The 22,343-nt window shown below is 72.8% G+C and carries 20 protein-coding genes; 8 read left to right on the top strand and 12 right to left on the bottom strand.

What is annotated here, in order from left to right; genetic code table 11:
• Positions 1-28: 28 nt before the first annotated feature.
• From ACY34I_RS13515 to ACY34I_RS13500, 4 genes are all read right to left on the bottom strand, one after another.
• Positions 29-958 carry a universal stress protein gene (locus ACY34I_RS13515; RefSeq protein WP_462755267.1) on the bottom strand — a complete coding sequence of 310 codons (930 nt, stop codon included), beginning with the start codon at positions 956-958 and terminating at the stop codon, positions 29-31.
• Entirely contained in the window at positions 910-3,312 is a 2,403-nt protein-coding gene (locus tag ACY34I_RS13510) for a phosphoketolase family protein (protein WP_462755265.1), read from the bottom strand. The genes ACY34I_RS13515 and ACY34I_RS13510 overlap by 49 nt, the downstream gene beginning before the upstream one ends.
• Before the next feature lie 126 nt (positions 3,313-3,438).
• On the bottom strand, positions 3,439-4,266 hold the full coding sequence (locus ACY34I_RS13505; RefSeq protein ID WP_462755263.1) for a universal stress protein: 828 nt from the start codon (positions 4,264-4,266) through the stop codon (positions 3,439-3,441).
• A 117-nt stretch (positions 4,267-4,383) separates the two neighbouring features.
• The gene (locus tag ACY34I_RS13500) at positions 4,384-5,178 is read right to left on the bottom strand and encodes a PP2C family protein-serine/threonine phosphatase (protein WP_462755261.1); all 795 of its coding nucleotides are present in this window, start codon (positions 5,176-5,178) and stop codon (positions 4,384-4,386) included.
• Positions 5,179-5,288: 110 nt separating this feature from the next.
• On the opposite strand from ACY34I_RS13500, the gene ACY34I_RS13495 reads away from it, so the two are divergent.
• From ACY34I_RS13495 to ACY34I_RS13470, 6 genes are all read left to right on the top strand, one after another.
• Complete coding sequence (locus ACY34I_RS13495; RefSeq protein ID WP_073836364.1) at positions 5,289-5,525, top strand: HTH domain-containing protein; 237 nt, start codon at positions 5,289-5,291, stop codon at positions 5,523-5,525.
• Positions 5,525-6,103, top strand: a complete 579-nt coding sequence (locus tag ACY34I_RS13490; protein WP_148801917.1) for a Clp protease N-terminal domain-containing protein — start codon at positions 5,525-5,527, stop codon at positions 6,101-6,103. Before ACY34I_RS13495 ends, ACY34I_RS13490 begins: the two co-directional genes overlap by 1 nt.
• Positions 6,104-6,223: 120 nt before the next feature.
• Complete coding sequence (locus ACY34I_RS13485; RefSeq protein ID WP_462755258.1) at positions 6,224-7,231, top strand: diacylglycerol/lipid kinase family protein; 1,008 nt, start codon at positions 6,224-6,226, stop codon at positions 7,229-7,231.
• Positions 7,224-8,225 carry a YihY/virulence factor BrkB family protein gene (locus ACY34I_RS13480; protein WP_462755256.1) on the top strand — a complete coding sequence of 334 codons (1,002 nt, stop codon included), beginning with the start codon at positions 7,224-7,226 and terminating at the stop codon, positions 8,223-8,225. The genes ACY34I_RS13485 and ACY34I_RS13480 overlap by 8 nt, the downstream gene beginning before the upstream one ends.
• Before the next feature lie 71 nt (positions 8,226-8,296).
• Entirely contained in the window at positions 8,297-9,787 is a 1,491-nt protein-coding gene (locus ACY34I_RS13475) for a phosphatase PAP2 family protein (RefSeq protein ID WP_462755254.1), read from the top strand.
• A 9-nt stretch (positions 9,788-9,796) separates the two neighbouring features.
• Positions 9,797-10,600, top strand: coding sequence for an endonuclease/exonuclease/phosphatase family protein (locus ACY34I_RS13470; RefSeq protein ID WP_462755466.1), 804 nt, complete (start codon positions 9,797-9,799; stop codon positions 10,598-10,600).
• Between the two features lie 250 nt (positions 10,601-10,850).
• Here the strand turns inward: ACY34I_RS13470 and ACY34I_RS13465 are convergent, their stop codons facing one another.
• From ACY34I_RS13465 to ACY34I_RS13445, 5 genes are all read right to left on the bottom strand, one after another.
• Complete coding sequence (locus ACY34I_RS13465) at positions 10,851-11,813, bottom strand: TIGR03557 family F420-dependent LLM class oxidoreductase (protein ID WP_462755252.1); 963 nt, start codon at positions 11,811-11,813, stop codon at positions 10,851-10,853.
• A 158-nt stretch (positions 11,814-11,971) separates the two neighbouring features.
• Positions 11,972-13,216 carry an RNA polymerase sigma factor gene (locus ACY34I_RS13460; protein WP_462755464.1) on the bottom strand — a complete coding sequence of 415 codons (1,245 nt, stop codon included), beginning with the start codon at positions 13,214-13,216 and terminating at the stop codon, positions 11,972-11,974.
• A 7-nt stretch (positions 13,217-13,223) separates the two neighbouring features.
• Positions 13,224-13,616 (bottom strand): YciI family protein, encoded by a 393-nt coding sequence (locus ACY34I_RS13455; protein WP_222870765.1) that lies wholly within the window; start codon positions 13,614-13,616, stop codon positions 13,224-13,226.
• Between the two features lie 124 nt (positions 13,617-13,740).
• Entirely contained in the window at positions 13,741-14,424 is a 684-nt protein-coding gene (locus ACY34I_RS13450; RefSeq protein ID WP_462755250.1) for an ABC-2 transporter permease, read from the bottom strand.
• 77 nt (positions 14,425-14,501) lie between these two features.
• Complete coding sequence (locus ACY34I_RS13445; RefSeq protein WP_462755248.1) at positions 14,502-15,221, bottom strand: ABC transporter ATP-binding protein; 720 nt, start codon at positions 15,219-15,221, stop codon at positions 14,502-14,504.
• A 176-nt stretch (positions 15,222-15,397) separates the two neighbouring features.
• Here ACY34I_RS13445 and ACY34I_RS13440 point away from each other — a divergent pair, with 176 nt between their 5' ends.
• Positions 15,398-16,594: a sensor histidine kinase gene (locus tag ACY34I_RS13440; protein WP_462755246.1), complete on the top strand. Its 1,197-nt coding sequence runs from the start codon at positions 15,398-15,400 to the stop codon at positions 16,592-16,594.
• Positions 16,591-17,268, top strand: coding sequence for a response regulator (locus tag ACY34I_RS13435; protein WP_462755244.1), 678 nt, complete (start codon positions 16,591-16,593; stop codon positions 17,266-17,268). Before ACY34I_RS13440 ends, ACY34I_RS13435 begins: the two co-directional genes overlap by 4 nt.
• A gap of 136 nt (positions 17,269-17,404) precedes the next feature.
• Here the strand turns inward: ACY34I_RS13435 and ACY34I_RS13430 are convergent, their stop codons facing one another.
• Genes ACY34I_RS13430 through ACY34I_RS13420 form a run of 3 tightly spaced genes read right to left on the bottom strand, consistent with a single transcriptional unit; the run spans position 17,405 to position 22,261 of the window.
• Positions 17,405-18,073: a hypothetical protein gene (locus ACY34I_RS13430; RefSeq protein WP_462755242.1), complete on the bottom strand. Its 669-nt coding sequence runs from the start codon at positions 18,071-18,073 to the stop codon at positions 17,405-17,407.
• 10 nt (positions 18,074-18,083) lie between these two features.
• Positions 18,084-20,417: an FHA domain-containing protein gene (locus tag ACY34I_RS13425; protein WP_462755240.1), complete on the bottom strand. Its 2,334-nt coding sequence runs from the start codon at positions 20,415-20,417 to the stop codon at positions 18,084-18,086.
• Positions 20,414-22,261, bottom strand: a complete 1,848-nt coding sequence (locus tag ACY34I_RS13420; RefSeq protein WP_462755238.1) for a protein kinase domain-containing protein — start codon at positions 22,259-22,261, stop codon at positions 20,414-20,416. The genes ACY34I_RS13425 and ACY34I_RS13420 overlap by 4 nt, the downstream gene beginning before the upstream one ends.
• Between the last annotated feature and the right edge of the window lie 82 nt (positions 22,262-22,343).

The raw sequence follows: 22,343 nt of genomic DNA, 5'->3' as shown, positions 1-22,343 counted from the left end.
CCAGCGACTGCTTCGGGGCCGGCAAGGGTCAGCGTTCTCGGACCACCGCCACCGGGCAGCTCGCGTGGTGGATGAGCTGCTGGCTGACCGAGCCGAGGAGCATCCCCCGCAGCCCGCCCCGGCCCCGGCTGCCGACCACCACCAGTTGCGCCGTGCGGCTCGCCTCGACCAGCAGCGCGGCCGGGTTGCCCGGGGTCACCTGGAGCTCGACCGGGACGTCCGGGAACGTCTTCCGCCACCGGGCCAGGCTCTCCTCGGCCGCCGCCCGCTCGGCGGCCTCGGTCTCCTCTGGCGCGGAGCCGGGATCCACCCACCGCTCACTGGGTGGCGGCGCCCAGGCCCGCAGCAACCGCAGCGGCGCGTCCCGCTGGGCCGCCCGCTCGACGGCGAACCCGAGCGCCAGTAGGGAGGACTCGGAGCCGTCCACGCCGACCACCACCGGCCCGGAGGGGGCCGCCTGTCCCTGGCGGACCACCACGACCGGGCAGTGCGCGTGGGCGGTGACGGAGACCGCGGTGGAGCCGGCGAGCAGGCCGCCGAAGCCGCCGTGCCCGCGGCTGCCGAGCACCAGCAGCCCCGCCTCGGCGGATCGTTCCTGCAGCACCAGGGCCGGCGGGCCGTCGAAGACCTCGCCGTGCACGGTGAGGCCGGGCCGCTCGGCGGCGGCATCCGCCGCCGCCTTGCGGACCAGTTCCTCGACCTTGCGCCGGGCGGTCTCGTCGGGCCAGATCCCCGGCGCCACCCCGGGCCCGATCCAGCCGACCACGGTCAACCACTCGAAGACGTACGCCAGCCGGACCGGCCGGCCGGAGCGGCTCGCCTCGTCCAGCGCCCAGTTCAGGGCCACCGTCGCGTCGGCGGAGCCGTCGTAGCCGACCAGGATCTCGTTGCGGCTGACGTCGGCCGGGTTCACTGTCCGCCTCGCAGGCCGGGCTCGGTCTCCCGGATCCATCGCCACTCGGCGACCCTGGGGTCGTCCTCGCCGTACTCGCGGGTGTAGTCGCGGGCGGCCTGCCGGGCGTCGACCATGTCCTGGCGCAGGTGGGCGGCGCGCGGGGCGAGCCCGGGCACCCGGTCGATGACGTCGATGACCAGGTGGAAGCGGTCCAGGTCGTTGAGCATCACCATGTCGAACGGCGTGGTGGTGGTGCCCTCCTCCTTGTAGCCGCGCACGTGGAGGTTGTCGTGGTTGGTCCGCCGGTAGGTGAGCCGGTGGATCAGCCACGGGTAGCCGTGGTACGCGAAGATGATCGGCTTGTCGCGGGTGAAGATGGTGTCGAACTCGCGGTCCGGCAGGCCGTGCGGATGCTCCGAGGGCGGCTGCAGCCGCATCAGGTCGACCACGTTGACCACCCGCACCTTCAGCTCGGGCAGGTGCCGGCGGAGCAGGTCGGCCGCGGCGAGCGTCTCCAGCGTCGGCACGTCGCCCGCGCAGGCGAGCACGACGTCCGGCTCGGTGCCCTGGTCGGTGCTGGCCCAGTCCCAGATGCCCAGCCCGCGCCGCGCGTGCTGGATGGCCTCGTTCATGCTCAGCCAGTTCGGCGCCGGCTGCTTGCCGGCCACCACCACGTTGATGTAGTGCCGGCTGCGCAGGCAGTGGTCCATGGTGGAGAGCAGGGTGTTGGCGTCCGGCGGCAGGTAGACCCGCACCACCTCGGCCTTCTTGTTGGCCACGTGGTCGATGAAGCCCGGGTCCTGGTGCGAGAAGCCGTTGTGGTCCTGCCGCCAGACGTGGCTGGAGAGCAGGTAGTTCAGCGAGGCGAGCGGCTCCCGCCAGGGGATGCCGCGGGTCACCTTCAGCCACTTGGCGTGCTGGTTGACCATCGAGTCGACGATGTGGATGAACGCCTCGTAGCTGGTGAAGATGCCGTGCCGGCCGGTGAGCAGGTAGCCCTCCAGCCAGCCCTGGCACAGGTGCTCGGAGAGCACCTCCATCACCCGGCCGTCGGGGGAGAGGTGGTCGTCGCCGGGGACCGTCGCACCGACGAACGCCCGGTCGGTGACCTCGAAGGCGGCGCCGAGCCGGTTGGAGGCGACCTCGTCGGGGCCGAACAGCCGGAAGTTCTGCGGGTTGGCGGTGATCACGTCACGGATCCACGGGCCGAGCACGCCGGTGGAGCCGGCCACCGGCTCGCCCGGGTGCTCGACGTCGACCCCGTAGGCGCGGAAGTCCGGCAGGTCGAGATCGCGCAGCACCCGGCCGCCGTTGGTGACCGGGTTGGCGCTCATCCGCCGGTCCCCCTTCGGGGGCAGCGCGGCCAGTTCGGCGACCGGGGCGCCGGTGGCGTCGAAGAGTTCCTCCGGCCGGTAGCTGCGCAGCCAGCGCTCCAGTTCGGCCAGGGCCTCCGGGCTCTTGCGTACCCCGTCGATGGGCACCTGGTGGGCGCGGAAGGTCCCTTCGACCGGCTTGCCGTCGACCTGCCGGGGTCCGGTCCAGCCCTTCGGCGTACGGAGGATGATCATCGGCCAGCGGGGGCGCTCGACCTGGCCGCCGGAGCGGGCCCGCCGCTGGATCTCGGCGATCTCGTCGAGCGTCCGGTCCAGCGTCGCGGCGAGGCTCTGGTGCACCTGCACCGGGTCGTCGCCGGCGACCACGTGGGGCTGGTAGCCGTAGCCGCGCATCAGGCCGAGCAGGTCGTCCTCGGGGATCCGGTCCAGCACGCTCGGGCTGGCGATCTTGTAGCCGTTGAGGTGCAGGATGGGCAGCACCGCCCCGTCCCGGGCCGGGTTGAGGAAGACGTTGGACAGCCAGCTTCCGGCCAGCGGGCCGGTCTCCGCCTCCCCGTCGCCGATCACGCAGGCCACCAGCAGGTCCGGATTGTCGAACGCGGCGCCGTAGGCGTGGCTCAGGGCGTACCCCAGCTCGCCGCCCTCGTGGATCGAACCCGGCACCTCGGCGGCGACGTGGCTGGGGATGCCGCCGGGGAAGGAGAACTGGCGGAACAGCCGGGCCATCCCGGTCTCGTCCCGGGTCACCGAGTGGTAGAGCTCGCTGTAGGTGCCCTCCAGCCAGGTGTTCGCCACGATCGCCGGCCCGCCGTGCCCGGGCCCGGTGAGGTAGATGACGTTCAGGTCGCGGTTGACGATGACCCGGTTGAGGTGGGCGTAGATCAGGTTGAGCCCCGGGCTGGTGCCCCAGTGCCCCAGCAGTCGCGGCTTGACGTGCTCGGGCTTGAGCGGCTCGCGGAGCAGCGGGTTGCCGAGCAGGTAGATCTGCCCGACGGTGAGGTAGTTCGCCGCCCGCCAGTAGGCGTCAAGCCGGCGCAGCTCGTCTTCGGTCAGTGGGCTGTGCAGGTCGAGAGCGGTGTCCATGCTGCCATAGCCTCTCGCGGCTCGGGGACTTCTGCAGCCCGAAGGCGGATATCCCGTCCGGGCAGGTCCAGCTTCGCCCCCGGCGGGTCGGGGCGGTCAGGGCCGGAGGTCCCGGGACGGTGGGCGTCACGGCCCGTACGCGTCCGGGACGAGTCCACGGACGACGATCACCGGGGCCGGCGAGTGGTAGAGCAGCGACTGGCTGACCTCGCCCAGCATGCCCCGCCAGGCTTCGTCGCCGCGCGCGGCGACCAGCGCGACCTGCGCCGAGCGGGACTGTTCGACCAGGACGGCGCCGGGGTCGCCGCGGACGGTGTGGCATTCGGCGGCCACCGTGGGGTGCCGGGCGGCGTACCGGGCCACCGTCTCGGCGAGCAGATCGTCGACGTCGCCGGGGCGGCCGGATTCGACGACCCAGATCGCCAGCAGCCGGGCCCCACGGCGTTCCGCGCAGTCGAAGGCGTAACCGAGGGCGGTGTGGGAGGACGTCGACCCGTCCACGCCGACCAGCACCGGTCCCGGTGGCGGCGGCTCGGCCCGGCCGACCAGGACCGGGCAGCCGGCCCGAGCGGCGAGCTGCACGGCCGGCGCGTCGGTCGGTACGCAGTTCGCGCAGTCGGCCATCCCGCCGTCACCGAGCGCCACCAGGAAGGCCGACTCCGAGGCCCGGATCAGCGCCTCGACCGGGGATCCCTCGACGATCGCGCCGCTCACCGGCACCGCCGGCTCCGCCTCGGCGACCACCTGTCCGGCCTGTTCCAGCAGGTTCTCGGCGGCGGCGCGCGGCCCGCCCGCGGCGGACGTCTGGGCCTCCGCCGCCCAGTTGAAGGCGTGCAGCAGGTGCAGCGGGCGGTCGTGGGCGGCGGCCTCCACGGCGGCCGTCCGAACCACCTGGAGGTCCTCGTCCGACCGGCCGACGCCGACCACCACCGCGTCCTCGGTGGGTGCGGCCATTCCGCCTCACCTCCCGACCGCGCTCTCCTCACCCACGGTAGTCGTGGGGGGTGCCCGCCCGGACCGGGTCGGCGGAACTGGAGCGGTCACCGCGCCGGGGGTGCCCGGCGCGGGCGGTCAGCGCGGGGTGGGCACGGCGGGCAGGACGCGGATCACCACGGCGGTGGCGTTGTCGTCGCCGCCCTCGTCCAGGCTGGCCGACAGCAGGGCGCGGGCCGCCCGCGCCGGGTCCCGCTCGGCCAGCAGGTCCCGCAGCCGGTGGTAGCCGAGCTGGTCGCTGACCCCGTCTGTGCAGAGCAGCCAGGTGTCCCCGGTACGCAGCGGGACGGCCAGCACGTCCGGCTCCGGCCGGTCCGGGTGGCCGACGTAGCGCAGCAGCTGGTAGCGGGCCCGGGCCGCCTCGGGTGAGGTGGCCGGCCACCAGCCGTGCACCACCCCGAGCCAGGCCGTGGTGTGGTCGACCGTCACCAGTTCCAGCAGCCCGTCGCGCAGCCGGTAGGCCCGCGAGTCGCCGAGCTGGACGAGCCAGCCCTGCCCGCCGTCGGGTTCGACGGCCAGTGCGGTCAGGGTGCAGCCGGTCAGCCCGGCCAGTCCCGCCCCGGCCTGGCGTACCCGCAGCTGCGCCTCCGCGGTCGCGGCGCGCAGCTCGCGCGCGCCGACCGCGGGCCAGGCGGCGCGGACCTGCTCGACGAAGGTGCTCGTCGCGGTGGCGCCGGCGACCCGGCTGCCGTCACCGTCGCCCATCCCGTCGACGACCGCGAACAGCGGCAGCTCCGGGTCGACGTGCAGCACGTCGAAGTTCTCCGGGTAGTGGTGCCCGACCACGCTGCCGCCGGCCGTCTCCAGCGTGAGCCGCCCGACGGTCAGCTGGCGGGCCTCGACCGGTCGGTCCAGCGAGCGGCGGCGGAACACCAGCGGACCGTAGCACCACCAGCGGCTGTTCCCGGCGCGTCGCCGTCGTGTCGGCCCGCCAGCGTCAACCACGGTTGACAAGCGGGGCGTTGTCAACCTATGTTGACAGCATGAGTCAGGCGACAGAACTCGCGGCGGCCGCCGGCAGCACCGACCCCAAGGTCGGGCTCCGCGCCGTCCTCGCCCTGCGCCGGCTGCTCGAGCGGCTCGAGGTGGTCCAAGTGGACAACGCCCGACGGCAGGGCTGGTCCTGGCAGGAGATCGCCGACGCGCTCGAGGTCAGCCGGCAGGCGGTCCACAAGAAGCACGCCGGACGACCGGCGGTGCCCGGAAGCTGGGAGGCGTGATGTTCGAACGGTTCACCGACCGGTCCCGGACGGTGGTGCGGCACGCGGTCGACGAGGCCCGCGCCGAGGGCCGACGTCCGGTCGGCACCGAGCACCTGCTGCTCGGCGTGCTCGCCGACGGCGACAACCTGGCCGTCCGGGTGCTGGCGCAGGCCGGCATCCGGGCCGAGGACCTCCGCGCCGCAGTGGCCCGGCACACCGCCGGCGGCGTCGACGGCCTCGGCGAGGCCGACGCGGCGGCGCTGCGGGAGATCGGCATCGACCTCGCGGCGATCGTCGCGCGGATCGAGGAGACGTTCGGACCCGACGCGCTGCGCGAGGCGGTGCCCCCACCCCGCCGGCGCTGGGGCCGGCGCCGGCTCGCCGACGGCCGGTTCTCGCCCCGGGCGAAGAAGGTGCTGGAACTCAGCCTGCGCGAGGCGCTCCGGCTGCGCCACCGCCACATCGGCACCGAGCACATCCTGCTCGGCCTGCTCCACGAGGGCAACGGCCTGGCCGCGCTGGTGCTCACCGAGGCCGGCGCCGACCTCGACGACCTGCGCCGTCGGGTGGAGGCGGCGCTGCGTACGGCGGCCTGACGCCGACGACGCGGCGCGCGACGCCCACCCGTGGCGCCGACGGCCAAACCTGTTTGCGGTCCATGCAACGTCCGTCGCCGCCGAGTCGCTGACCCGTCGGAGTTGCTGCACACTGGCGCCGTGGACGGTGGAGCGGACAAGCGGCTGGTGACCGCCGGCAACCCCGCGCCGCGCTCGGCGGTGGTGGTCAACCCGGTGAAGGTGACCGATCTCGACCAGTTCCGCCGGACGGTGGACGGCGCCCTCGACGCCGCCGGCTGGCCCGCACCGACCTGGTACGAGACCACCGTCGAGGACCCGGGCCGCGGCCAGGCCGAGGCAGCCGTCAAGGCCGGCGCCGAGGTCGTCTTCGCCTGCGGCGGCGACGGCACGGTACGCGCCTGCGTGACCGCGCTCGCCGGCACCGACGTGGCGCTCGCCGTGCTGCCCCAGGGCACCGGCAACCTGCTCGCGGCCAACCTCGGCCTCTCCGGCGACCTGGCCGCGGGGCTGGAGATCGCCGTCGAGCGCGGGATGCGGCGGCTGGACGTCGGGGTCGTCGGCGACCAGTGCTTCGCGGTGATGGCCGGCATGGGCTTCGACGCGCAGATGCTCGACGCCACCTCGGAGACCACCAAGGCGCGGATCGGCTGGCCCGCGTACCTGGTGGGGGCCGTGAAGCACCTGCGGGACCGGCCCATGCGGGTCAGCATCCGGATCGACGGCCAGCCCCCGCTGCGCCGCCGGGCCCGCTCCGTCCTGGTCGCCAACGTCGGCCGCCTCCAGGGCGGCGTCCGCCTGCTCACCGACGCCGAACCCGACGACGGCTGGCTCGACGTCGCGGTGCTCACCCCGCGTACGCTCGGCCACTGGCTGGCCATGGCCTGGGCCTTGGTCCGCCGGCGCGGCCGGGTGCCCCGGATGGAGATCCTCCGCGGCCGGCAGGTCGAGATCGCCAGCAACCGGGCGCAGCCCCGGGAACTCGACGGTGACCTGATCGAGCCCGGCCGGTCGCTCACCGCGGAGATCCGGCCCGAGGCGCTCTGGCTCTGCGTGGCCCGCCCCGAGCGCCACCCCGACCTGTCGGTGGACGCCGACGCGGCGGGCGAGCGCGGTGAGCGCCTGGTCGAGGAGGCCCGCCGTGAGTAGCACCAAGCTGGTCCCCGAGACCCGGCTGATGTCGGCGGACGAACTCTCCGCCGACCACGCCTGGCACACCCTGCGTCGCCACGGCGGCTGGTGCCTGCTCCGGGACGCGTTCATCCGGTTCCGCTACGGCGACGGCTTCAGCCACTCCCGCGCCTTCGCCCTGCAACTCTGCCTGGCCGTGGTGCCGTTCCTGATCGCGCTCACCGGCCTGATCAGCGACCTCGGCGCCGACGAGGGCGGCAAGGTCGTCGCGGACACGGTGCTCGCGCTCACCCCCGGCCAGAGCGAATCCGTCGTGCAGCAGCTGCTCGCCGACGGCGAGCACACCGAACGGGCCGGCGAGCTGGCGCTGACCCTCGGCCTGCTGACCGGCCTCGTCGCGCTCACCACCACCATGGCCCAGATCGAACGGGGCGCGAACCGCATCTACGGCGTCGAACGGGACCGCCCGGCCGTGGCCAAGTACGTCCGCGCCGCCGTCCTCGCGGTGACCGCCGGCACATCCGCGCTGGCCGGGTTCCTCATCCTGGTCGGCGGCCGGGCGATGGGCGACTCAGTGCAGCGGCACTACGCCTGGGGCAGCGTCGCCAACGCCGCCTGGGACGTGGTCCGCTGGCCGCTCAGCCTCGGGCTGACCGTGCTGGCCGTGGCGGTGCTGTTCCGGCACGCGCCCCGGCGCCGGCAGCCCGGCCTGTCCTGGCTGTTCTTCGGCGCCGGCATCGCGACCGCGCTGTGGTGGCTGGCGAGCCTGCTGCTCGCCGCATACGTCAAGTACAGCGACGGGTTCGGGCAGACCTACGGCGCGCTGACCGGGATGATGGCCCTGCTGCTGTGGGCCAACCTGACCGGGATGGCGATCTTCGGCGGGCTGGCCTTCGCCGCCCAGCTGGAGGCGATGCGGATCGGTGTGGAGGAGCCCGCCCAGCCCGACCTCTGGGAGCCGGAGGCGGCGCGCCCGGAGGTCCTCGACACCGGCGAGATGACCGCGCTCTGACCCGCCGCCGCGTGTACGCGGACCGCGAACCGGGTACAGCGCGCCTCGCCAGGACATCAGGGAGGTGCGGGGTGACCGCGGTCAAGGAGACGAACCGCCGGACCCTCGGTCGGTTCGCCGAACGCAGCGCCGTGGGGCTGCTCGCCGTCGCCGGTACGGGCGTCGCGTTCGGCGTGCTGCTCATGCTGGTCCGGTTCCACTGGGATCCGCTGTACCACGCCGACCGCGAGGCGGCCGAGTGGTTCAACGCCCTCGTGGCGCCGCACCACCCCCTGGTCACCGTGCTCCAGGCGATCACCGACCTGGGCGGCCGGCCGGTGCTGATCTGGCTGGTCACCATCGCGGTGGTCGGCCTGCTGATCCGTCGCCAGTCCCGGCTGGCGGTCTATCTGATCATCAGCGGGGTAGGCGGGCTGATCCTCGACCCGTCGCTGAAGGCACTGGTCGGACGGCTGCGCCCGGTGGTGGACGTGCCGATCACCCACGCGCCGGGCAACAGCTTCCCGAGCGGGCACGCGCTCGGCTCGTTCGTCGCGTACGGGGCGCTGCTGCTGGTCTTCCTGCCGGCGATGCGACCGCGCTGGCGCAGGCCGGCCATCGCCGGGGTGGGCGTGCTGGTCGTCCTGATCGGGCTGACCCGGATCGCGCTGGGCGTGCACTTCGTCTCCGACGTGCTCGGCGGCTGGCTGCTGGGCGCGACCTGGCTCGGCGTCACCGCGTACGCCTTCCGGCTGTGGCGCCGCGACCGTGGCCGGCCGGTGCCGCCGATCAGCGAGGGCCTGGAGCCGGAGGCGGGGGAGGAGATCACCCCCGCGCCGGCCGAGGAGCACGTGCTGGAGCACCCCCGCTCGGCGGTCGCCGAGCTGCTGGTCGGCTGGGTGCTCGTCTTCGGCGCCCTCTACGCCTTCGGCATGCTCGTCAGCTACCACGCCAAGGGCACCTTCCTCGACACCCTCGACACCGAGGTGCCGCAGTGGTTCGCGGCCCGGCGTACCGACCCGCTGAACAACCTGAGCTGGTGGTGGAGCAAGTTCGGCGACACCCACGCCATCCTGCTGATCTCGCTGATCTTCTGCCCGCTGGTGCTGGCTGTCTGGAAGCGCTGGCGGCCGGTGCTCTTCGTGGCGCTGGCGATGTTCGGCGAGCTGAGCCTCTTCCTCGCCGCCTCCGGCGCTGTCGACCGCCCCCGCCCGCCGGTGGAGAACCTGGACGGAAACCTGCCCACCTCGTCCTTCCCGTCCGGGCACATCGCCGCCACCATCTGCCTCTGGACGGCGATCGCGATCATCGTGCTCGCCCGCACCGACCACTGGTGGCGGTGGCTGTTCGTGGCCCTGGCGGTGCTCATGCCGGTCGGGGTGGCCGTTTCCCGGATGTACCGGGGCATGCACCACCCGACCGACTTCATGGGCGCGATCCTGCTCAGCGCCCTGTGGATCGGGCTGCTCTGCTGGGTGGTCCGGCCCAACGCCGACGTCCGGCAGGGCAACCGGCCGGCCATCGAGGCGGAGCAGGTGCCGGAGCTGGACGACGAGCTGGCCAAGGCCGGCCGGGACGACTGACGGGTGCCGATGCTGCGGGTGATGACCTGGAACATCCGTACCGGCGGGCGGGACCGCGACGGGCCCGACCGGTGGGACCGGATCGTCGCGGTCGTCACCGGGCAGCGCCCCGACGTGCTGGCCCTGCAGGAGCTGCGCGGCCTCGACCGCGGCGGCCGGATGGCCGACCTGGCCGCCCGGCTGGGCATGGTGCCCCACCTGGCCCGGTCCTGCTTCGGGCAGCCGGTCGCGGTGCTGGTCCGCGCGCCGCTGCGGGTGCTGCGCGCCGCCCGGGTACGCCGGCCCTTCCACCACGCCGCCGCCCGGGTCGAGGTGGCCACCGGGGCGGGCCCGCTCACCGTGTTCAGCACCCACCTCGATCCGTACTCGGGCGGCCGGCGGCGGATGGAGGCGGAGTGGCTGGCGGCGGCGGTCCGCCGGACCGGAGGCCGGCTGGCCCTGCTTGCCGGAGACCTGAACACCCTCGACCCGACCGTCGACCACGCGGCGCTGCTGGCCGGCCTGTCCTCCCGGTACCGGCGCCGCCACCTGCGCCGCGACGGCCGTACCGTCGACACCCGCGCGGTGTCCCGCCTGCTCGACGCCGGCCTGGTCGACCTGTGGCCGGCCAGCGGCGGCGGCGAACCGGACGGCCTGACCGTGCCGACCCGGCACGGCGGGGCGGAGTTCGCCGGGATGCGGCTGGACTACCTACTGGCCACCCCCGCGCTGGCCGCAGTGACCCGCCGGTTGCGGGTGGTCCGGGGCGGCGACGCCGACACCGCCTCCGACCACTATCCGGTGGTGGCGGACCTGGCGCTGGCCCCGGCCTGACCGGTGGGCGGCCGTCCCCGGAGGCGGCGGTTCAGATGATCAGGTTCAGCACGATGGTCAGCACCACCGAGACGAGGATCGAGAAGAGGATCATCAGCAGGCAGCCGAGGCCACCGCCGAGCGGTCGGATCTCCATGTTCCCGATACGCATGCCCTCACCCTGTCAGGGCGGGCGCCGGCCGGGTGCGGATCGCGTCGGCTCCGCCAACCTGCACCGCCCCGAGGGGTGACGGCCATCAAGGCCGGAGGGTCACAGCCCGCGGAGCCGGGGCAGCAGCTCCTCCTGCGCCCAGTTCAGGAACATCGGCTGGCTGTCCGCGCCCACCTGGACGAACGCCACGTGGGTGAAGCCCGCGTCGACGAACTTCTTGAACGCCGCCACGTGCCGGTCCACGTCCGGCCCGCACGAGATGCCCTGGGCCACGTCCTCCTCGCGCACGAACTGGGTCGCCGCGGCGAACGAGTCGGGCCCGGGCAGCTCCGCGTTGACCTTCCAGCCCAGGCCGAACCAGCGGAACTGGTCGTGCACGACCTTGCGGCACTCGGCCTCGTCCGGGCCGTAGCAGATCGCCACCTGCCCGTAGCGCGGCTTGCCGGCACCACCGGCGTCGTCGTACATCTGGACCAGGTGCGGGTCGGGCTCCGTGGCGATCAGGCCGTTGCCGTACTCGGCGGCGAGGGTGGCGGACTGCCGGCCGGAGGCGGCGATCGCCATCGGCACCGGCCGCTCCGGCCGGTCCCAGACGTACGCGTCGGGGACGTCGTAGTGGTTGCCGGAGAAGGTCAGCGTCTCGCCGTTGAGCAGGGGCCGGATGATCTGCAGCGCCTCCTCGAACATCTCGTGCCGCTGCTCCACGTGCGGCCAGCCGCCGACCACGTGCTCGTTGAGGTTCTCCCCGGCGCCGAGCCCGAGGGTGAACCGGCCGTCCGAGAGGACCCCGACCGTGCTGGCCTTCTGCGCCACCACCGCCGGGTGGTAACGGCGGATCGGGCAGGTCACGAAGGACATCAGCCCGACCCGGCTGGTCGCGTGGGCGACCGCGCCGAGCACCGACCAGGCGTACGGGGAGTGGCCCTGCGAGTCGAGCCACGGGTAGTAGTGGTCGGACATGACCAGATGGTCGAAGCCGGCGGCCTCGGCGCGGATGGCGTGGTCGACCAGGTGCTTCGGGCCGGCCTGCTCGCACAGGAGGCTGTAGCCGACGTTGACCATGGCGCATCTCCCTTCGGGCGGATCGTCACGGGATACCCGGGAGCGCGGCGGTCAACCCTGGTGTCCGCTTCGCGCCTGCCATGCCGGATCAGCGACGTGGCGGTGTCCCGCCGCCCGGGATACCACCACCTCGCCGATCTGAAGCGGTGTGGCGGGGATCAGCCCTGGGCCAGCCGGGCCGCGCGCATCTGCAGGTAGCGCTGCTCGGGGAGGCTGGTGGTCTGCCCGGCGGCGGCCCGGTAGTGGGCCACCGCGGTGTCCCGGTCGCCGGCCATCTCGTAGAGGTGTGCCCGGGCCGCGTCGAGGCGGTGGTGCCCGGCCATCCGGGGGTCGGCATCCAGGGCGGCGAGGGCATCCAGCCCGGCGGCCGGGCCGTGCACCATGGCGGCCGCCACCGCGCGGTTGAGCGAGACCACCGGGTTTCCGGAGAGGCGTTCCAGCACCTGGTAGAGGGCGAGGATCTGCGGCCAGTCGGTCTGCGCGGCGGCCGGCGCCTCGTCGTGCAGCGCGGCGATGGCGGCCTGGAGCTGGTATGGCCCGACCGGCCCGCGGGCCATCGCCCGGGTGACGAGCGTGGTCCCCTCGGCGATCGCGGCGGCGTCCCACCGGCTGCGGTCCTGGTCCGCCAGGGAGATCAGCTCACCCGACGGGCCGGTCCGGGCGGCGGCGCGGGCCTCGGTGAGCAGCATCAGGGCGAGCAGCCCGCCCACCTCGCTGTCGTCCGGCAGCAGCGCGTGCATGGCCCGGGCCAGCCGGATCGCCTCCTCGGCCAGGTCGACCCGGCGCAGGTCCGGGCCGAGGCTGGCGGTGTGCCCCTCGGTGAAGATCAGGTACAGCACGTGCAGCACGGTGGCGAGGCGGGCCTCGCGTTCGCCCTCGTCCGGCATCCGGAAGGGCAGCCCAGAGGTTCGGATGCGCTGCTTGGCGCGGCTGATCCGCTGCGCCATGGTGGCCTCGGGGACGAGGAAGGCGCGGGCGATCTCGGCGGTGGTGAGGCCACCCACCGCCCGCAGGGTCAGCGCGATCGCCGACGCGGTCGACAGCGTCGGGTGGCAGCAGAGGAAGAGCAGGACCAGGGTGTCGTCCCGGTCCGAGATCAGCGGCTCGTCCGCGGCCGGCGCTACCCGCCCGTGGTCGCCGTCGCGCCGGGCGACGCGGTCCTCCCGGTCCCGGCGGGCGGCCTCGGCCCGGACCAGTTCGATCATCCGGCGGTACGCGACCTGGACGAGCCAGCCGCGCGGGTTGTCCGGCAGACCCTGGGCCGGCCACTGGGTGGCCGCGTCCAGCAGCGCCTCCTGCACCGCGTCCTCGGCGGTGGCGAAGTCACCGAACCGGCGGGTGAGCACGCCGAGGACCTGCGGCGCCAGCTCGCGCAGCAGGTCCTCGACGGTCCGGTCCGGGATGCCCAGGTCAGATCTCCTGCGGTGGCGCCGACATGACCGGGTGCACCTCGATCGGCATGTTCAGCGGTCGCCCGCCGGGGCCGGGCGCGGTGGAGATGTGCGCGGCGATCTCGACCGCCCGCTCCGGGGTCTCGCAGTCGACGATCCACCAGCCGGCGAGGAACTCCTTGGTCTCCGCGAATGGCCCTTCGGTGACGACCGGGGCGCCACCCTCACCCGCCCGGACGATCCGCGCCTGCTGCGGGCCGGCCAGACCCTCGGCCTGGACCAGTTCCCCGTCGGCGGTGAGCTTCGCGTTGACCTCCCGCATGAACCCGATGTGCGCCTGGATCTCCTCCGGCGTCCAGGTGTCGATCGACGGGAAGTCGGTCCCGGCGGCGCTGAACTGCATCAGCAGCATGTACTTCACGGTTCGCTCCTCACGCCTGTGCACCGATTCTCGGTGCTTTCACCCTCAGGTAGAAGCCGCCACCCCGGTTCTCGACATCCGCGGCGAAAGAAATTCCTACCGTTCGGCTCGCCCTTCAGGCGTCTCGCTGACGCAGCACGAGATATCCCCCGACGAGGGCGGCCGTCGTCCAGCCCGCCAGAATGACCAGCGCGGTCCCCGGTCCATACTCGGGTCCGAACCGGCCGTCCTGCGGTCCGCCCGCGATCCGCATCAGCTCCATGCCCGCCTGGTCGGGTAGATACTGCAGCACCTTCCGCAGCCCAGGGAGGTTGGCCAGCCCCTGCGACCCGAGGAACAGGATCGGGATCAGCACACCCAGGGCGATGGCGGAGCTTCGCACCATGGTCGCGACGCCCGCGGCGAGCAGGCAGATCATCGGAAGGTATGCGATCGCGCCGGCGACGGCCGGAACCACGTCGTCGTCCCCAACTCCGGCCGCATAGGGGCCGAGCGCTCGCTGGGCCACCACGAACGCCGCAATCACCGTCGGCCCCGACACGGCGAGCGCCACCAGCCCGACAACAGTCATCTTTGCCAGGAAGAACCTCCCTCGCCGGGGAACCGCGGCCAGGGATGCCCGAATGGAGCCGGACGAGTACTCCGAACCCACGGCCAGCACGCCGAAGACGACAACTGCCAGCTGCGCGAGCAGCACCCCGTAGAGACCGGGGAAGATCGGGTTGAAGTTCTGGACGCGGTCGATGTTGTGCCGGAAGTTCGACCCGATGAACGCTCCCAGCGCCACGGCCAGGCCCACCGTCGCCACCAGGGCCCAGGCCGTCGACCGGACACTCCTGATCTTGATCCACTCTGCCGAGATCGTGGCCACGCCCTTCACCGGTTCCCCCGATACTCGACCGCGTCCGCCGTCAGCCGCAGGAAAGCCTCCTCCAGCGAGCCGGATCGGGCCACGAAGTCGGCTGTGCTCGTGTCGGCCAGCAGGCGCCCTCGCCCGAGGACGATCAGATGGTCCACCGTCTGCGCGGCCTCGCTCATCAGATGGCTGGAGACGAAGATGGTGCGGCCTTCCGCAGCCAGGCCACGCAACAGTCCGCGGATCCACAGGATCCCCTCCGGGTCGAGCCCGTTCACCGGCTCGTCGAGGATCAGCACCGCAGGATCACCGAGCAGCGCCGCCGCGATACCCAGCCGCTGCGCCATGCCCAGCGAGAACCTGCCCGCGCGCCGCCGCGCCACGCTCTCCAGTCCGGTCACCTCGATGGCCTCCTGGACCCGCTGGCGGGCGATGCCGTTGCTGCGGGCCAGATACCGCAGGTGGTTCACGGCGGACCGGCCCGGGTGGACCGCTCTGGCGTCCAGCATCGCGCCTACCGTGCGCAGCGGCTGCTCAAGCTGGTCGTAGCGCTTCCCGGCGATGCGTACCCCGCCGGCGGTGGGCCGGTCCAGCCCCAACATCAGCCGCATGGTGGTGGACTTCCCGGCACCGTTGGGCCCTAGGAAGCCGGTCACGACACCTGGCCGGACGCTGAAGGTCAGCCCGTCGACCGCCGTGGTACGCCCATAGCGCTTGGTCAGATGGGATACCTCGATCATGCCGACATCCTGGAAGACATGGCCCCGTCACACATCGGGCCATGGTCGGAGCTGCGGCCCTCCACCTGGAGGCGGGAACGGCGGGCCGCGGCTCCACCTTTGGGCGGAGGCCGGCCACCTGCGCGACCGCCACCGGGCGGAGGCGCCCTCGCGCTGGCCACGGCTATGGTCGACCGGTGGCAACCCCGATGAGCGCCGCCGACGACCATCCGGTCCTGGCTCGGCGGCTGAGCCGGGCGCAGCTCGTCGCGCTGGACGCCGCGGCCGTCCTGGCATACGTGGCGGTACTGCTGGCCGCCGGGCCGGCCGAAACCTCGGCGGCGCAGCCGGTGGCGGCGGCGCCCTGGGAGCAGTTCGTTCTCGCCGGGGCAGCCCTCACGCCCCTGGCGGTCCGCCGGCTCTGGCCGCTACCGGTCTTCCTGTTCACGCTGGCCGTGAGCGTCGTGGCCGTCGTCCGCGACCTGATCTGGGATCCGCTGCTTCCCGCCGCGTTCGCCCTCTACACCGTCGCGGCCACCCGTACGCCCCGGCACTGGTGGGAACGATGGCTCCCGGTGCTGTCCATCGGGCTGCTCACCATCGCCGGCCTGGTCAACGCCAGCCGCCACGCGAGCCGCGCCTGGTGGCAGAACGGCACGGGCCTGCTCCTGCTCGGCTTCCTGGCCCTCCTCGCCGCCTGGGAGCTCGGCCGGGCCGCCCGGCAGCGCCGGACGTACGCGATCCGCGCGGCACATCAGCTGGCACAGCAGGCCGTCACCGAGGAGCGCCTGCGCATCGCCCGCGAGCTGCACGACGTGGTCACCCACAGCATGGGGCTGATCGCCGTCAAGGCCGGCGTCGCCAACCACGTCGTTCGCACCCGGCCCGAGGAGACCCACGAGGCGCTGCGCGTCATCGAGCAGACCAGCCGGTCCGCACTGGACGACATGCGCCGCATGCTCGGCGTGCTGCGCGCCGGCGACATGCTGGCCGCCGATCTCGCCCCGGCGCCGGGGCCGGAAGCCCTGCCGGAACTCGCGCGGCGAGCCGGCGCGGAGTTGACCATGCGCGGCCTGACGGACCTGCCCGACGGTGTCGGCCTCGCCGTGCACCGGATCGTCCAGGAGGCGCTCACCAACGTCGCCAAGCACGCCGGCCCGCAGGCACGCTGCGCGATCGTCGTCGAGGCCGACGCCCACGAGGTCCGGCTCGCCGTCACCGACGACGGCGGAGCCGGCCGGCACCGGCCCGCGCCCGAGCCGGCAGCGGGTAGACACGGCCTGGTCGGCATGCGGGAGCGGGTCGCGATGTACGGCGGCACGTTCGCGGCGGGCCCGGAACCCGGCGGCGGCTTCACCGTACGAGCCACCCTGCGCTACGAGGCGGCCCGATGAACGACCCGGTCCGCGTCCTGCTCGCCGACGACCAGACACTGCTGCGCGGCAGCCTCCGCGTACTGATCGATGCCGAACCGGGCCTGACCGCCGCTGGCGAGGCGGCGACCGGAGACGAGGCGGTGCGCCTGGCCCGCGCCAACCTGCCTGACGTCGTGCTCATGGACGTGCGGATGCCCGGTCTGGACGGCATCGAGGCAACCCGCCGAATCTGCGCCGACCCGGAGACCTCCGGGGTGAAGGTGCTCATGCTGACGATGTTCGACCTCGACGAGTACGTCTTCACCGCGCTGCGCGCCGGCGCCAGCGGCTTCCTCCTCAAGGACACCCCGCCCGCCGACCTGCTCGCCGCGATCCGGGTGATCGCCGCCGGCGACGGCCTGCTGGCCCCCGCGATCACCCGGCGGCTCATCATCGAGTTCGCCCGCCGGCCCGAGCCCGATCGGTCGGCACCGACCGCGCTCACCGGAATCACGGATCGGGAACGGGAAGTCCTGATCCTGATCGCCCGAGGACTGTCCAACGCCGAGATCGCCGGCCGGCTGCACGTCGGAGCGGCCACCGTGAAGACCCACGTCGGCCACCTGCTGATGAAGCTCGCCGCCCGGGACCGCGCCCAGCTGGTCATCGCGGCGTACGAAAGTGGCCTCGTCATCCCGACCACAGGTTCGTGAGATTGGCCCGGATCCGTGGCTTGCCGGCCGTCATGCCGTGGGCTCTGGGTGCGCTTGTTGTCGCTGGGGTGGTTACCCAAGGATCAGCACGCGCCCTGGCCCCGTCCACGGCGGTTCATCGAGACGAGGATCGCGGCTAGGCGGGCGGCAGTGCCGGAGGGCCACCGGAGCCGTTTCCAGGGACGGTCCCGCCACTGATGATCCGTTGCTGGTGGGCCGTGGCTTCGGCTACCGAACGAGCCAGCGCGGCGAGGGCCGGAAGTTGCAGGCCCCTCCGCCCGTACACGAGGTGCGCGACACTGACCGCGAACCAGGGCGCCGCCGGGCCATGCAGCATGATCGGGTCGCCGACCTGGTAGCGTAGCACGAAGAGCCACTGCGCCATGTCGCCCTGGAACTCCACGATTCCCTCGTGCCAGAAGCTCAACCATTTGCCGCGGTAGTCGCACAACAAGCGTTTGTTGGTGAGGATCGTCCGGACGTGCGCGTGGTCGCGCCACTGGGTGGCGGCCTGCGCCGCCGCCCGGTTCTTCGCGGCCGAGTTCGCGATCGCGTTCGCAGCCAACCCGGCGGCTACGAACGTCGCCGAGCCCAGCAGGAACATGCTGCTCTGCTGGTACGTCACGGTCGTGCCGTAGAAGCGGGCGTAGCCGAGCACCGCCTCCGCGTACGGCACCTCGTCCGGGTTCAACCGAACCGCGCCGGGCGGCAGGATGGTGAGATCACCGCCGCTTTGGAGATGCTGGTAAAGCTGGCATGCGCTGGTCCAACCCTCGCGCAGGGCGTTCTCGAGGCGTCCGTCCATCTCGTACCCCTCAGCGGCCCGGCTCATGGCGCCGCAGCGCCCACCTGGCGGCGCAGGTGAGCACCACACCCTGCAGCGCGAGAACGCCCATCGCCCACCACCACGCTCCGGCGGTGTGCTTCCACAGCGCATCCGCGCTGGGATTCACCACCAGCGAGCGCAGGTCGGCGGTCGCCGCCGCAGCCGCATATCCCCACCTGGACGGTGCGAGCCAGGACAACTGCTCGACGCCCTGGCGGCCGACCACTTCGAAAAGTCCGCCGCAGAGCACCAGCTGCGCCATCACCAGCCCCACCAGGATGGGCATCGTCTGCTCGCCGGTGGAGACGTATGCGCTGACCAGCAGGCCGGTCACGGTCGCGACCAGGGCGGTCAACCAGACCACCACGATCAGCTCCAGCAGCGGCCATGGCAGCGCCAGCGTCTCCTCGGCCCGCGGCCGCCCGGCGAGGCCCACCGCCACGAACAGCGCGGCCTGCATCCCGTTCAGGATCGCGAACACCAGAAGCTTCGAGCCGAGATACGCGCCGGGCGCGAGCCCGACGGCCCGTTCCCGGCGGTAGATGGCGCGCTCCCGGACGAGCTCCCGGACGCCGCCCGCGAGCCCGAAGAACACGGCTCCGATGATCAGCACGACGAGCAGCTGCGACGCTTCCGGGCTGCGCCCGAGCGGGTTGTCCGGCTTGGCGAATCCGTTGTCGCCGGGGATCACGTGCAGCAGCGCGGCGAGGCCGAGCGGCAGCCCGAGCAGCAATGCCACGTACATCCGGTCGGCCAGGGTCACCGCGGCCATCCGCCGGGTCTGGATCGCGAGCTGTCGCCGCCAGCTCTGCCGCGGCGGCGGCGCCTGGGTTGGTTGGGGCGAGGGCGCCGCCCGTTCGCCGGCGGCGGGTGGCGGCGCCACCGTGGCGGCGAAGCGCGCGGCCCAACCGTCGGGGTCGTCGTACACCTGCTTGAAGACGTCGGCGTACTCGCTGGCGCCGAAGAACGGCAGCAGGTCGCCGGGCGGCCCGAAATAGGCGACCTTGCCGCCCCGCCCGAGCACCAGTACCCGGTCGCAGACGTTGAGGTGCAGCGGGCTGTGGGTGACCACGACGACCGTACGGCCCCGGTCAGCGAGGTCCCGCAGGCTCACCATCACATCGCGGTCGAGCGCCGGGTCGAGCCCGGAGGTTGGCTCGTCGAGGAACAGCAGCGAGGGCTCGGTGAGCAGTTCCAACGCCACCGACGTGCGCTTGCGCTGGCCGCCGGAGAGGGTGTCGATCCGCTGATCTGCCTGGCTGGTCAGACCGAGCTGGTCGACCACCTCGTCGATCCGCCGTTCCCGCTCCGCGACCGTCACGTCGGACCCGAATCGCAGGGCGGCCGCGTATCGCAGGGCACGGCGTACGGTCAATGCCGAATGCAGGATGTCGTCCTGCGGCACCAAGCCGATCCGCTGGCGCAGTTCGTCGTATTCCCCGTACAGGTCGCGGCCCTGGTAGATGACGGCACCCTCGTTCGCCGGACGGTACCCGGTCAACGCGCCCAACAAAGTCGACTTGCCGGCCCCGCTCGGGCCCACGACGGCGAGCAGGCTGCACTCACCGAGCGCGAAACTGACCTTGTCGAGCAACCGCTTGCCGCCCGAAACGGTGACCTCCAACCCGTCCACGTTGAGCGAGACGCGGCCGGTGTCGACGTATTCCCGCAGCTGCGTGCCGTCGACGACGAGCTGATGCCGGCCGAACGACAGCAGGTCACCCTGCCGCAGGTCGGCCTCGGAGATCCGGCGGCCGTTGACGAACGTGCCGTTGCGGGTGCCCAGGTCGACGAGCTTCAGGCCAGCCGGGGTGCTCAGCAGTTCCGCGTGGTAACGCGACACCTGCAGGTCGTCGAGCACGATGTCGTTGTCCGGGGCGCGCCCGATCCGCGTGCGGTGCGCGGCCCGGTAGGTCGCGGAGGGTGCCCGCCCGGCCTCGAACCGCGGCCCGGACGTGGCCGCCCCGGGCCGTGCCGGGCCAGCCGCCGCAGTGACCGTCACCGGCGGTGCATCGGCCCGGACCGACTCCGGCCGCAGGGTGAGTGACGGCCCGTCGGCGGCTCCAAGTCGCACTTGGCACGGCTGCGTCAGGTCGAGTTCGTCGACCCGTACCCCCGCGGCGTAGGTGCCGTTCCGGCTGTCCAGGTCCCGCAGCCGCCAGCCACCGGGCAGGTATTGCACCTCGACGTGTTCGCGGGACACCCGGGGGTCGTCGATCACGATCCGGCACAACGGATCCCGACCGATCCGCAGCACCGCCTCCTCCGGCATGATCCGGCGTTCCCCGTCCTGCGTACCGATCAGCAGCGCGGCGCCGGTCATGTGCCGCTCTTCGGGAGCCGCTTCGCCATCACTTTGGCGAGCTGGATCGCGTCCGACTGGTAGCTGCCGTGGACAAGGTCCATGAAGGTCTGCCCCGTCACCACCACCTCGATGACCGCCTGACCCCTACGGACAAAAACGATGGCCAGCTTGCGGCTCCCATCGTCGGTGAAAACCCCGAGCGTTTCATCGCCGAGCTTCGCGGTCTGCATCTCCGTCCACCCGCATCGGCCGGCCTGGTCGCGCAGGGCGGCGAAGAAGACCTTCGCCTCGTCACCGTAGAAGCCCGCGACGGCCGAACTCACGTACGGGTAGCCCTCGGCACCCAGGACCTTGAAGTTGTTCGTCTCGGAGCCGGCGATGGCGTCCCCGGCCACCGCGCCGTCGGCGCACATCTTCAGGCTGGACAGCCCACCCTGAAGATAGTTCTCGTCAGACCTCGTCTCGACCGTGTCGCGCGGTGCGCGCATCACTGCGGTGATGTCACCGACCGAGACCAGCGCCGACCGCAGCTCCGTCACCGGTGGCGGGGGCTTGCTCTTGTCGAACGACCGCGCGGGGCGGGCGCCGGGACCGCCGCCCAAGGTGGATTGGCCGTTGCCGGAGGTCGTCGACGATCCCATCTTGTAGAGGCCACCGCAGCAGCCGGCGAAGACCAGCAGCACCACGCCAATGATCACGAAAGGCAGCTTGCTGGCCTTCTTCTTCGTCGTCAGGGGCGGGGCGCCCAGATAGCCACCGGCGGACGGCGGGAGCTGCGGTGCGCCGAGGCTGCTGGCCGGCATCGGATAGCTCACCGGTCCCGGCGGCGCACCGGCAGAGGAGCCGGGCGGCATCGGGTATCCGGACGGGGACGCCGTGGTGGGCGGACCCGCGGGGCCAGGCAGAGAGGCGGCCGTCGTGGGCGGACCCGCGGGGCCAGGCAGAGAGGCGGCCGTCGTGGGCGGACCCGAGGGCCCCGGGCCAGCCGTCGTCTGCAGCGGTGCCGCTCGCAGGGCGCGAATCCAGGCGGCGGCGCTGGCGGGGCGCGCGTCGGGCGGCACCGCGAGCATCGCGAGGATGCCGCGGACCTCCCGATCCCTTCCCGGCCCCAGTGCCGCCGTCAACCGCTGCGCCATCCCCTCCAGGTCACCTGGCACCGGCGTCTCGGCGGTCAGCGCGTAGTAGACGGTGGCGCCCAGCGTGTACCGGTCGGTGGCCGGGGTGTATTCGCCGCGGGCCAGGGACTCCGGCGCCATGAACGGCGCGGTGCCGAAGATCCGCGAGGTCCTGTCGGTGCTGCGCAGGCGCACCAGTCCGAAGTCCACCAGGTATACCCGGCCGTCGGCGGCGAGCAGCACGTTCGCGGGTTTGATGTCACGGTGGATCACCGGGGCGCCGTTGGTGTCCCGTCCGCTGTGCAGGTAGTCGATCGCCTCGGCGACCTGCTCCAGAGGCACCAGCACATCGAGGCCCCGGATCTCGCCCCGCTCCAGCGCCTCCTGGAGGCTGCGCCCCTCGATCCACTTCATGACGAAGTACAGCCGCCGCCCGGTGGCGGTGGCTCCCTGACCGGCAGCGTGCGGCGGCGGGCCGACGAAGACCTCCTTCACCTTCACCAGTGCCGGATGCTCCACATGCGTGGCGAGCGCAGCTTGCAGCCGCAGTTCTTCGAGATGGCGATCCGCGGCCGAGTCGTCGTCGGTCCGGATCACCTTCACGGCGTAGGTGAACGACTCGGCGCCATGGCGTTCACGTGCCAGCCAGACCTCGCCCTCACCGCCTGCTGCGCGCCGCTCCACGAGCTCGTACCGGTCCAGCGCGTCGGTCGGGCCGACGAAGCCTGGGCCCCCGTTCAATGACACCAGTTCTCAACCGTTCTCTTGCCCTGGGCAATGTCCGCCACCCTAGTGGGGCACCGCTGCCGGCATCGAGCCGCTGTTAGAG

It is taken from the genome of Micromonospora sp. RTBAU3-60 (assembly GCF_054963695.1).
The sequence above is the reverse complement of the archived record's forward strand: the minus strand, read 5'-3'. Positions and strand labels throughout refer to the sequence as shown.